We start from the raw sequence: 12,222 nt of genomic DNA on the forward strand, positions 1-12,222 counted from the left end.
ATACGGCGATTTTTAATATCCCAAAAACCTTAAGACCGTTAGCCTTAAGATCATCATAATCAATAAAAAATATCAGCCATCCTAATTAGGATAGCTGATATTTTACCGTATAGACCTTACATTATAAATATATATTTAATATATATTTATAAAATATAATTTATGATCTATTAAATTTACATTCCTGTAAGCCAAAAACGATTAAAACACTAATAGTATGAAGACTTCTACTCAGGTTTTTTATACCAGATCACAGGTTCAGAACGATCGGTATGAGGAAGTGCTTCAGCTTCTTCTAAAGTTAAGTTCAAATGGTCTGCCACAATCTGTGTCGGCGTACTTGCAAGCCAAGCATTCAAAGAGATATCTGAATAACGTGAGATAGGATAAGCATCCGGGCGTTTAAATACTTCAATGAAGCGTACAGGTTCATCCCCAATATTTTGGATATAGTGCCCCGCTACAATCGGTACAACACCGACATCCCCTGCTTGATAGTTAAAGGTTCTTGCGGTTCCTTGAGAGTTAAAAACAGTCATACGTGCCTTACCCTCTAAGAAATAAAGCCATTCAGAAGCTCTTGGGTGCCAATGGATCTCACGCATTCCCCCTGGTTCAATCTCAACAAAAGCAGCTGAAATAGTTTTCGCAGCTGGGAAATTACGCTCATCAACAAAATAGACACTACCCGCTTCACTCTTATAAGGCGTGACACTATCTCTATGGAAAGTAAATGGTGAAGGGACATCGCCATGTTGATTATGCTTACGTACAACATTAATCGGCCCCGGCACTTCCCCTTTGAAGATATACTTCTCAACTTGCGGTAATTTTTTGATTGTCTCTAAATCGCTTTTAAAATTAGCAGCTAAAACATCTTGGGGAATATGTGCGACAAGCTCTGTTAAAAGGAAAGTATTATTTTCAGAGAAATCGGCTTCACTAAAGACTAATAAAAACTCACACCCCTCTTCTAATCCTTGAATTGAATGGGGAATCCCTGCTTCAAAGTTCCAAAGGTCTCCGGCTTTCACATCATCAATAAAGATGCGACCATCTTCATCAATCGCCGTCACGCGCGCACTACCATAGAGCATATAGCCCCATTCAGCTTCTTTGTGCCAATGTAACTCCCGATACGCACCTGGCTCAAGTGACATATTCACACCAGCAACATCTAATGATGCAGGCAATTCACGATTCGTTACTTCCCGAGTCCAACCACCCTCTTCAAGACGCATGTGCGCATCTGAAAAGCTAAAGCGAAGATTTGGAATTGTGCCATGATCAGTTTTGGGTGGCACCATTAGATCTGGATTCTCTCGGTCACGCGTTAAATTACGAGGACCATGATCAATCCAACCTTTACCATCAGATTCTCTAAATGGCTGTGGAATATTTGTATCTTTCGACATATTTATTTCTCCTTATCAATTAAAATACACAGAAAATATCAGTTTGAATCTATGTGAAAATTGAGTGAAAAATAACCGCTTCCCTGCTTATCATTTTTCAATGACACACAATAGCTATACTCATTAAGTTACTAATATTTAATCTTTAAGTGGGATCTACGGCTTCTGCTTTTTCTACTTTCATAAAGAAAGTATAAATGGCCAATAACACTAACATCCCTGCCGGCAACAGTAGAGATAACTCATCATATTTAAGGGTTGTTAATGTCCCGATTAATCCACCCGCTGCAAACCCCAATAATACTAAGAAAAAGAGGGCTGCTGTTTTTAGAGCGGCTCTCTGTCCTCCGATAAATTGCATCAGATAATTAAATGCTAATTGCACCACTAAAGTAACAGCCACATTACCGTAAAGCATTCCTTTAATCTTATGGAAACCATTCCCTTGCATTCCTGCGATAAATGAGATCACCATACAGATCTGAACAATTGTTAAAGCCTCATTTAAGAAACCTAATGCAATCACTCCTAAAATCGCAGCTTCAATCAATAGAATGATATAAGTCCAAGTATGACGACTCTTAATATTGATTAAAATCTCCACTAACATCGTAAACATCGAACCTAAACCGAAAGCTAAAACTGTCATCGCAATGGTTCGCAATCGCTCCCAATCTTGCGTAGCTATCGTTTCCCCTAGCAGAATAATATTACCTGACTGAACGGTACTAAATACATGTGAAACATGGTAGGTATAACCATTCATCATGCCGGCAATAATCGCCAAAATAAAAGCAATATAAGGGCGCTCCATTAATGGCAATGCACCTACTAAAGCACTTACAGACTTTTTCTCCTTCATAATGTCTCCTTCCTAATTATTAGTGTTAATTAAACTGATCACTCACAAGCGGAGGGAACCAAATCGCTTCTTGCCCATGAATCAGTCGTTCCTGATTAATCCAAGTAAAAGGTGCTGGCACACGACTCTCTAACGAAACGCGCTTATCACCTGGAGCAGCTAATAGAGTCGGTGTCAATACAATTGGCTCTGGCCCATAAATGCCACTTGAAGTAAAAGCCCCTACTTCACGACCTCCGCACACGACCCAAAGCTGCTGTAATGTTGCTGTCGCATAAGGATAATATTCCGCAACGCCTGTCGGTGCGGGAGATACTGCATAAAGCCGGGCATCTGCTTCTACTTTTAGGCTAGTAGGTGCGCCTGACGGAACAGCTACAATATCCGCTCTTAAAACACTATATAACCCAGAAAAATCCACAATTTCCAACTCATACGAAGCCGCTAATGCAATTCGACCCATCGCCGTCTCAACAACCGTTGGGCGCTGACCTGCTTTTGCCCATCCTTGATCCCGCTCATTAAGATGCGTGACACGATGTCTTGCAAGAATAGTCCCCTCAGGTCCGGCTAATACTACAGTGTGATAGAGATGATCCTCCTCGATTTCAGGATAACTCCCTACCACATAACCTTGTCCTTTACCTGCAATCGCCATTAGTTGCTGTTCAAATAGGCCATTAGGATGATCACTCGCTTCTAAAATATCCCCTTGACTCTCTGACAGCGCTATTGCGGAAAACTCCGGCAATACTAATAACTGATCTTTCCCAACACTAATTTCACCACGATCCACTAGATCTTGTAGCTTATCTTGTGGTTGCCACTGAGCGCTGATCATCGTAATTTGAGCAGGAGTCTCCCACACTGCCGAACGATTGCTATCCGTTGGCGCACGATGCAAAGCTAATAAGGGTCGATAGAGCTCAGGGCGACGTCTTTGTAAAATCGCCATACGGGCATTATCAGCATCTTTTAAATCAATAATCGCAGTATATATCCCATTCAAACCAGGCGTAATCTCAACAGGCGGGATAACCGGCGCTTGTGTCACTTTATGCCCTTCCGGCGACCAAATACTTGAACCACCATTGTAATAGAGTGCCTCTTTGGTTAGAGGATTACGTTCAATGCCACTACGGGTTGCACAGACTGCCCAGACACCATTCATCGCACTCAGATGCTGTACATGCGCAACAGTTGAATGATCCCCCAATTTCTCGATTGGACTCGCTGTTGGCATTACACGATCGGACACAGAGTGCCAACCAATAATCTGCGCCCCTTTCAACATCGCAATGCGGGGATATTGCCAATAAGTATCGTCATAGCAGATCAGAAGCCCAATGCGGCCAATCGGCGTATCAAAGACTTCAACATCACAATTACCCGGTGCAAATAATTTTTGATCTTGAGAATTCAAACCAATCTTACGATATTTCCCAATAATCCCTTCAGGCCCCATTAAAACAGCACTGTTATAAGCAACACCTGTGGCAACATCTAACTCGGCAATTCCAATACTGATATAGAGATTATAAGTCTTTAATAAGGGTAAGATCGCCTCAGTTGTTTTACCTGGAATCGTATCTAGATAAGGATAAATCTCTTCATAATCTGAAAAGAGATAACCACAAAGGGCTGTTTCAGGAAAGACAGCATAATCGACATCCTCTTTCGCAACTTGCTCCACCGCAGTCACTAAACGCGTAATATTTCCCGATAAATCTCCCCAGGCAGGAATAAAATCAACCGCAGCAACTTTAATCGGCTCCGATCTCTGCATTTCACTATCAATGCTCTGTTTATTAAAATTGTTATGATTTTGATTGGCCATTGAATCCCTTTAATTAGCAACTAAATATCAAAAATATTAATAAGTTATATTTAAATATCTAATAACTAAAATTAAGACTATTTAAAATATAATTAAATTTATAATAATTAAATATTTTTTTCAATTGTTTTAATTTTATAATTTTAATTATAAAAAATAATCTATAAATCCACGGCTATTCACTCAGAAATTTATAGTAATATCGGTTCTAAATAAGCTTATTTAAATGCCGGCGCATCAGCTGTAAAAAGCGAGGAAGCCATTCTATCCGGCATCTTGCAAGTGTTGTTTAGCACGGTTTTATGTTCTTTTAAACCCCCACAATAGCTGTTTAAAAACCATTTCTCTTAAACCAAATTTACTATAATAAAAAAGGAATCTCGTAAGATTCCTTTCAAAGTTTCAAATGTTTTGAATATCTTATTCCCTTATATCTAGATCATTAGAGAGTAGATCTTCAGGAAATAGATAGTAAGATCAGCTCATTGGGCTCATTCTCTACTTTTTACTCTTTAATCATTCTCTAGCGCCACATTTTTTCGAGGTAAACGCCAGCCTTTTTCTCGTGCTACGGTTAGAGCCGCTCTCTGTAATAATCGAGGAACCGCATAATAAGAACCTTCAGCCCCCGCACTCATTCCCATACTCATTCCAAAGACCAGATCTCCATAGATATTAAAACCTTGATAATTAGCGCCAATAGAAGTGACTTTATCTGAAAGCTCTGAATCTTTAGTTACTTCCGCTTCTGCTGCCGATTTCAAAATCTCGATAATCTGATCAATATCATCTCCATAGTGGCTATAATCCAGAATAAATTTAGTGCTCGCAAGATACCCCACAGAGATATTCTTAGGCTTTCGATTCACAAAATCAGCAGTATCATACTCAATTGCAGAACCATAATTATCTAAATAAATCGTTTCTGGCGTTTGCCGTACAATTTTGGCATAGACGCCATCAATAATGACGGTATCGCCGGCCATTGTCGGATAAAAGGCTTCACTATGCGCCACTTCCCGAGAAATCATATTTTCTAAACAATCGATCGTTAGACGAATACGACCATTATCCAAAAGAGGATTGACTAAATAGACGGAATAGAGATTAATATGCTCAATTTCCCAAGGAATCCCTTGATAGATTACCCGCTCCCCTTCTCGTGCAAGCCCCATATTGAGAAACGTTCTCAATCGTTTAAAGTAGGCCGGCACAGAGTTTCTAAAGCTGATAATCATCGCTAAGATAATCAAAATGGCAAAGCCGAAAAGCACCATATCGCCCGATGAGTGTAAAATTACGAGCATCGCCGTAAAGGCAATAATAAAGGAAAAGATCTCATAAAGTAGTAACATCAAACGCCACGCCAGGCTTGTTTTACGATGTTGTCTGTGCGCTTGCAGTTTCTTCTCGTGACGCTGTACTAACTTACGCAAGATCCAAGAGAAGAGATAGAGTAAGCCGAAGAAAGCCCCCAAGCTCAAGAGCAACGTCTTTCCTTGATTACTAATAAAATTCCACGCGCCTTGAGAGACACGCTCCGCAAAGGTTCCCTCTTTCTCAAGCTCCCGATATTGTAAATTAATCAAATCTAGCTGATTAGCATAATAGGTACGTTTTAACTCCCAACTATTTTTAATCTTATCAAGCTGTTTGATAGACGCTTCTGAGAGTTGGGATTCATCAATCTCGTTCAGATGTTCAAGCGCATCATCAATGGCCACAAGATTTTGCTGTAACTCTGAACGAGTGGTTCGAATAAAATCCCGTTTTCGCTGAGATTCTGTCAAATTTTGCAGTGAACTAAAGACAGGTTGAACAATCTTAATTAGCTCTTTTTGCCAATCATAATGAAGAATCTCCTCCTCTTCATTATCAGAGACATCATAGAGTTCAACCTCTAAGCCGCCGAGCGCACTCTTTTCAAACATTCTCTCAAAGTTGCGCTTCTGCTGATCGAGTTGCGATAATGTAAATTCAAGGCTCTCTTTCTGCTCAGGATCATCCACGACTTTAAGCTCGGCAATCACCTCTGCCCGTTTGTTATTCACCTCATCTAGATTCCCGCGAATCTGATTGAGCGATAAAGTCGTCTCCTCAATACTGACATTATTCCCCTTCACTACCTGCGAAAAGCTAGGTATAGATAAGGATAGAACCATCATTAGCCAGAAAATAGCAAAATATGTAATACGCTTTTGTTGTTTTAGCAAAATTATTTCACCCTATATTTCATATTATTAATTGATAAATATAGAGTATATTTTACATATATTGATATTAATTACAAAGATCAATGTATTGCATCAAAGGAATTACTCTCTTTTGGCAGTTTTTTAATTTTGAAGGAATAGCAGCAGCGATTTAATATCTCTAAGTAAGTTAAACTAATTCCATTAGCATCAACCTAAGATCAATATTCTAATTTTGATATTTTTTTAAAAAATTTCCTAAAACCTTTTCTAATTTTCTTTATTAATTATTCTTTCATTCGTCGCATCACCATATACCAGAAATTCAAGTTTATTTATTATCACCTCTACGGATCTTTTATTCATTGGCTAATGAGATAGAGAGTACGTCTTTTTGACAAATAACAAAAAACCCTTGATCCGAAAATCAAGGGTTATTGAATAATGGCGGAAAAGGAGGGATTCGAACCCTCGATACGCTATTAACGTATACACCCTTAGCAGGGGTGCGCCTTCAGCCACTCGGCCACTTTTCCAAATTGTGCTACTTGCTGTAAGTAGACGTCTATTATAATAATTCTTTTGCAGATGTAAAGTCTAAAATGTTTACAATCCTACTTATTTGCTCTAAAGCGCAAAATTAATGCAATTATAGGTGACTACTTCTCAAATGCCAGCGCTCTACGCTCCATGAGTTTGGCAAAAATAATGAGAATTGCGTTAATCACAAGATAGATTAATCCCGCCATTGCATAGTAAGTCACCGAATCATAGGTTTGGCCGGCAAGCTCTCGAGCTCGTCCCATAATATCTAATAGCGTAATACCTTGCACAAGGGAGGTACTTTTAAAGATAAGGACAATCTCATTCGAGTAACTCGGTAACGCTCTGCGAAGTGCAAGCGGAATCAGAATCTTCATTGCTTCAAAGCGACTCATTCCTAACGCTAAACATGCTTCCCACTGATTCTTAGAGATATTTTTTACTGCACCATAAAAGAGCTGTGCTGTGTAAGCAGCTGAATTAAGTGATAATGCTAAAATCGCACAAAACCAAGCTTGTGAGAAGATATCCCATAAAAATGAATTTCGGATAAAACCAATCTGCCCCGGCCCTGTATAGAAGAGTAAAATCTGTACGAGTAACGGTGTGCCAGTAAAGAAGATAATAAAACCGCGGGCAATTTTGGCTGGCCAGCGCTTTTCCCATAAGGTCAAAATGCCGGTTAATAATAAGGCAATAATAAAGCCACAAAAGAGTGAAGCGACCGTTAATGCTAAGCTAAGGGGTGCGCCTTCTAATATAAATAAAAATTGATCTAACATAGTACGCTCCTATTTCGCCGGCTCAAGGTCGTATGCAGTGATACGATTATAGAGAAGATCCTGAATCTTTTGACTCACAAGAGAGATCACAAGATAGATCAGTGCTGCAATTGCGTACCAGATAAAATCATTCGTGGCACTATAGATATAGTCCGTTTCCTTCATCAACTCATGCACACCGATTAGAGAGACAAGCGCCGTATCTTTGAGCAACACAAGCCATTGGTTACTTAATCCCGGAAATGCATGGCGCCACATCTGAGGCATAACAATATAGAAGAATGTAGCCGGTTTAGAGAGCCCTAATACAGCCCCTGAACTCCACTGCTCTTTGGGAACGGCTAATAGCGCTCCTCGAATCGTTTGTGAAGCATAAGAAGCGTAGATCAGTGAGAGCGCAAAAGCGCCTAATCCAAAGAAGAGGTATTCACCGTAACTATCGAGTAGCGAGAAATAGGCATCCATTACCCACTCAGGTAATACCATCTCATATTCTAAAAAGAGATAAGGTAATCCTAGCCCGATCAAAAAGATCACGATCAATTCCGGCAATGAGCGAATCACAGAAACAAAAAATGTCACAGGCCAGCGGATAATTCGCCATCGACTTAATTCTAAAACCGCTAAAATATTCGCCCATAAAAATCCGAGCACCAACGCCACTAACGCCAATAAAATCGTTGTCTTTGCAGCGATTAACATTGATTCAAAATAACGCGTCGTAAAGAGCTCAAAAAAACTGATTATGCCACTCACTGTATCTCCTCTATTTGCAAACAAAAAGCGATGTAGTTCATCGCTTTCTGCTCTACTGCTATTTCATTACACAATTACTTCTGTTCAAACCACTTGCTGTAGATCTCATCATATTGACCGTTCTCTTTGACGGTTTTTAATGCTTCATTGATCTCTTCAACAAGCGCTTTATTTCTTAAACCTGTACCAATGCCTAAACCTTGACCGAAGTATTTAGGATCAGTCACTTTCTCGCCTACCATCACAAAATTATCGTTGCCTTGAATATACTCATTGACTACTTCGCCATCGCCGAAGACGACATCTACACGACCTAGCGCTAAATCATTCATCGCTGACGGATATTGTGGGTATACAGAGATATCGCTACCATTGTAGGTATCTTTGATATATTGCTGATGCGTTGAACCGGAAAGAACGCCGATTTTTACATCTGCAACGTCATTGATTTTATCTGCTTTATCTTTAGTCGTGATATAGATTGAGTAGTTTTGATAATAAGGGTCACTGAAGGCTAACTGTTTTGCACGCTCTTCAGTAATATCCATTCCTGAAATAACCGCATCGTAACGGCGGAGTCGAAGATTAGGGATCAATGCATCAAATTCTGCTTCAGAAAAAACACACTCTTTTTGCATCGCTTCACATACGGCATTCATCAGATCGATATCAAAACCGAGTAATTCATTATTTTCCCCTTTATACTCAAAAGGAGGATATGCCGGGTTTGTACCGATATTTAATTTATCTTGTGCCATTGCTGTTGTGCTCATTAAGCCTGCAGCAAGTAGTAAAAGTCCTAATTTTTTCATAACTCAACTCCATCTATTATTTTTTATTGATGATCACTCTATTTTGATCAATCCAATGATTCTTGACATTCAATGATTTTTGAATTGATCATTAAGTCATTGTCTTAATTGCTTTTTTATAACAAGAAGCATTAAGTTTGACTGAATCAGATCCCTTATTTCCAAAAATCCCTTTGAAAATGAATCCTCATCTTTTGCAGTATAGCGCGAAGATTATTTAATGGGAAAGATACTGTTTAAATTCTTCTGTTTTTGGCGAAACAAAGATTGATGCATCGCCCTCTTCCACAACTTTACCTTGCTCCATATACACCACATACGTTGCAATTCGTTTTGCAAAATCGACATCGTGCGTAACAACAATTTGCGTAATGCCTGTTTGTGCTAACTCTTCAATAATCGTTGCCACTTGTGACGTAATTTCAGGGTCGAGCGCCGCCGTAGGCTCATCAAATAGCAGTACATCAGGGTCCATCATTAAGGCTCTTGCAATCGCCACTCGTTGCTGTTGACCCCCCGAGAGTTTCAGTGGGTAGCGATCTTCTAACCCTTCTAGCTTTAAAGAGTGAAGCGCTTCAACACCTCGTTTTTTCGCCTCTTCTAGAGACATTTTGCCTAATTTAACCGGCGCATAAGTGAGATTTTGTAAAACGGTACGATGTGGCCAGAGATGATATTGCTGGAAGATCATTCCCACTTTCTGCCGAAGATCACGAATCGTCTTCTCAGAGATACTCTGCGAAAAATCAAATTCAAAACCGGCAATCTCTAATTTCCCTTCTTTAGGGCGCTCAAGAATATTTAAAATTCGAAGCAGAGAGCTTTTACCTGCACCACTTGGGCCCAATAACACAACAATCTCACCTTTTTTGGCTTGCAGTGAAACATCAAATAGTACTTGTGTTTCCCCATAAAAGTAGTTTAAGTCTTTCAGCTCAATCATTTCATCCTGTCTCTCTACTTAGTGCATCGATCATTAAAGTTAGTTAAAATTCTGTCATTCAACTCAGGCAATTAAACAATTAAAGTATTTCAAATCAAAGCATTTCATCTGTGGCTTATCTTTAGAATAATGCCGATACCGATTTCTATGCCGATGTTGATCTTGATTGAATAACCCGCATTTTCAACTATTACATTTAATATGATACGTGCGATTTATACTCATCCGATACTGGGTTTGTAACAATAGAATTATCCCCTGCTACCTCTCTATCACCCTATTTTGAGTATCGCGCTTCTTCTTTTTGACTCATATTATTATTTTTAAACCTGCCTATTCTACGGTATTTTTTACTTTTCTGCTGAACCTTTTCCAAAATTTTCTACATCAGAGCAATATCAGAATCATATCAGAGCCATACGAGGCTAATAATCGTATGATATTTATAGAAAAACTCTCTGCAACAATGAATTTCTCTGAAATAAAGTGCATCCAACATCGCAGAAATAAAAGATACTTTGCGCCGATTAAAAGTTCTTTGCTAAGATGAGGAGAATTTTGTAAATATGCTGGGTATGGTAGCTATCTAAATCGCAATCCCATTCCCTAATTATCTATTTCACTACCTTTGTAGAGCACGACGACCATGACTAAACAAGATCGCCTATTACAACTTCTCAATCAGCCTCAAAAACGCATTGCCCTTATGGGAATGAGTGGTGTTGGAAAAACGCATCTCTCCAAAAAGATGCCGGCATCTCAATGGTTTCACTACTCTATTGACTACCGCATTGGTAGTTTTCATCTCAAAGAAGCAATTCATGACTTCCTATTAGAAGCAGCGCTTGAGCAACCTCTGTTAGCGAATCTGATTCGACAAGGAGCCATCTCAGTACAATCGCAGCTCACTATTAGTAATTTAGCGCCACTCTCCGCTTATCTTGGAATGGTCGGTAATGAAGCACTCGGCGGCCGTCCACTTGAGCTCTTTTTAGAGCGACTAGAAAAACACCGTTTAGCAGAGATTGCAGCAGTCAAAGATATCCCCTATTTTGAGCAAAAAGCCTCTAAGCTTCTCAAGTTCCCCCATTTTATGATTGATTTAAGTGGTAGCTTTTGTGAGTTACAAGATGAAGAGAGTTGGGATCTGATTGGTCAGCAATCGCTCTTGGTCTATCTCAAGGCTTCAGAGAAGGCCAAAAACTATCTCATTGAACGGGCGGTGACCCATCCTAAACCGCTCTATTATCAGCGGGATTTCCTACTCCCTAAAATCACCGAATACCTTGCAAATAACCAATTAAATGGCCCTGAAGAGATTGATCCTGCTGATTTTACCCGTTGGATTTTCCCTCAATTGATCGAGCACCGACTAGCACTCTATGAGATGCTTGCAGAACGATATGGTGTTACGATTGATGCAGAAAAACTCTATCACGTTGCTAATGAAACCCAATTTTTTGAACTAATTAAGGAAGCAATTTATGGATAATCAAGCAGGCGCTACCATCAAAAAAGAGGTAACCGATAATCTTCATATTAAGAGCTATGCCCCAAACTTCTTCCGTCTAAACGATGAGAGCGAATGGCACAATACATCGATTTTGTTACAAAACAAAGAAGTCTTAACAGATACCACATTACTCCCCGCCACATTTGATGAGATTACCGAGGCACATATTCAAGCTTGGATTTCTCGAAAACCGACACTTGTTCTAATCGGTACCGGCAATAAAATGGAGTTTCTCGCTCCACAATGGCGCGCACTACTCTATCAAAATGGCATTGGCGTTGAAACAATGGCCACAGAATCTCTCTGCCGGACATTTGCGATTTTAGCAGCCGAAGATCGTAATGCACTTGGAGTCTTCTTCCCCATCATCGAAGCATAATTAGCCAATATAGTCTCTTCTATGAATAGTTGTAAGACTGATGATTACGCGAGTCTAAAAGAGAGTCATTCACCTAATCCACTCTAATCTAATTGACTCTAAAAATGCTCAATAAAAAACCCGCAGCCTTTATGGTTACGGGTTTTGCACATCATCTTGATGCTAATCTCTTCCTTGATTGCTATGAT

At 39.6% G+C, this 12,222-nt stretch carries 10 protein-coding genes and 1 tRNA gene; 2 read left to right on the forward strand and 9 right to left on the reverse strand.

What is annotated here, in order from left to right; genetic code table 11:
- Nucleotides 1-227: 227 nt before the first annotated feature.
- From DC083_RS00085 to artP, 9 genes are all read right to left on the reverse strand, one after another.
- A complete protein-coding gene (locus DC083_RS00085) occupies nucleotides 228-1,415 on the reverse strand; it encodes a cupin domain-containing protein (protein ID WP_109188275.1) in 1,188 nt (395 codons plus the stop codon).
- Between the two features lie 145 nt (nucleotides 1,416-1,560).
- Complete coding sequence (locus DC083_RS00090) at nucleotides 1,561-2,277, reverse strand: YoaK family protein (protein ID WP_109188276.1); 717 nt, start codon at nucleotides 2,275-2,277, stop codon at nucleotides 1,561-1,563.
- Nucleotides 2,278-2,302: 25 nt separating this feature from the next.
- Entirely contained in the window at nucleotides 2,303-4,114 is a 1,812-nt protein-coding gene (locus DC083_RS00095) for a carbon-nitrogen hydrolase family protein (protein WP_109188277.1), read from the reverse strand.
- Between the two features lie 512 nt (nucleotides 4,115-4,626).
- Nucleotides 4,627-6,327 (reverse strand): hypothetical protein, encoded by a 1,701-nt coding sequence (locus DC083_RS00100; RefSeq protein WP_133243353.1) that lies wholly within the window; start codon nucleotides 6,325-6,327, stop codon nucleotides 4,627-4,629.
- Nucleotides 6,328-6,751: 424 nt separating this feature from the next.
- Nucleotides 6,752-6,842 (reverse strand) — tRNA-Ser (locus DC083_RS00105).
- A gap of 123 nt (nucleotides 6,843-6,965) precedes the next feature.
- Complete coding sequence (artM, locus tag DC083_RS00110; RefSeq protein ID WP_026878494.1) at nucleotides 6,966-7,631, reverse strand: arginine ABC transporter permease ArtM; 666 nt, start codon at nucleotides 7,629-7,631, stop codon at nucleotides 6,966-6,968.
- Between the two features lie 9 nt (nucleotides 7,632-7,640).
- Nucleotides 7,641-8,333: an ABC transporter permease subunit gene (locus DC083_RS00115; protein WP_109188722.1), complete on the reverse strand. Its 693-nt coding sequence runs from the start codon at nucleotides 8,331-8,333 to the stop codon at nucleotides 7,641-7,643.
- Nucleotides 8,334-8,461: 128 nt separating this feature from the next.
- Entirely contained in the window at nucleotides 8,462-9,199 is a 738-nt protein-coding gene (locus tag DC083_RS00120; RefSeq protein ID WP_109188279.1) for a transporter substrate-binding domain-containing protein, read from the reverse strand.
- A gap of 217 nt (nucleotides 9,200-9,416) precedes the next feature.
- Nucleotides 9,417-10,142, reverse strand: coding sequence for an arginine ABC transporter ATP-binding protein ArtP (gene artP / locus DC083_RS00125; RefSeq protein WP_109188280.1), 726 nt, complete (start codon nucleotides 10,140-10,142; stop codon nucleotides 9,417-9,419).
- A 646-nt stretch (nucleotides 10,143-10,788) separates the two neighbouring features.
- Between artP and DC083_RS00130 the strand changes: the two genes are divergently transcribed.
- Nucleotides 10,789-11,634 (forward strand): hypothetical protein, encoded by an 846-nt coding sequence (locus DC083_RS00130; protein ID WP_109188281.1) that lies wholly within the window; start codon nucleotides 10,789-10,791, stop codon nucleotides 11,632-11,634.
- Nucleotides 11,627-12,034 (forward strand): Mth938-like domain-containing protein, encoded by a 408-nt coding sequence (locus tag DC083_RS00135; RefSeq protein ID WP_109188282.1) that lies wholly within the window; start codon nucleotides 11,627-11,629, stop codon nucleotides 12,032-12,034. The genes DC083_RS00130 and DC083_RS00135 overlap by 8 nt, the downstream gene beginning before the upstream one ends.
- Nucleotides 12,035-12,222: the final 188 nt, after the last annotated feature.

Origin of the sequence: Ignatzschineria ureiclastica (assembly GCF_003121845.1) — a bacterium.
GTDB classification, from domain to species: domain Bacteria; phylum Pseudomonadota; class Gammaproteobacteria; order Cardiobacteriales; family Wohlfahrtiimonadaceae; genus Ignatzschineria; species Ignatzschineria ureiclastica.

Coding starts and splice junctions, on each gene's coding strand:
- artM (WP_026878494.1), bottom strand. CDS start 7,631: ATGTTAGATCAATTTTTATTTATATTAGAAGGCGCACCCCTTAGCTTA.
- DC083_RS00085 (WP_109188275.1), bottom strand. CDS start 1,415: ATGTCGAAAGATACAAATATTCCACAGCCATTTAGAGAATCTGATGGT.
- artP (WP_109188280.1), bottom strand. CDS start 10,142: ATGATTGAGCTGAAAGACTTAAACTACTTTTATGGGGAAACACAAGTA.
- DC083_RS00135 (WP_109188282.1), top strand. CDS start 11,627: ATGGATAATCAAGCAGGCGCTACCATCAAAAAAGAGGTAACCGATAAT.
- DC083_RS00095 (WP_109188277.1), bottom strand. CDS start 4,114: ATGGCCAATCAAAATCATAACAATTTTAATAAACAGAGCATTGATAGT.
- DC083_RS00130 (WP_109188281.1), top strand. CDS start 10,789: ATGACTAAACAAGATCGCCTATTACAACTTCTCAATCAGCCTCAAAAA.
- DC083_RS00115 (WP_109188722.1), bottom strand. CDS start 8,333: ATGTTAATCGCTGCAAAGACAACGATTTTATTGGCGTTAGTGGCGTTG.
- DC083_RS00090 (WP_109188276.1), bottom strand. CDS start 2,277: ATGAAGGAGAAAAAGTCTGTAAGTGCTTTAGTAGGTGCATTGCCATTA.
- DC083_RS00120 (WP_109188279.1), bottom strand. CDS start 9,199: ATGAAAAAATTAGGACTTTTACTACTTGCTGCAGGCTTAATGAGCACA.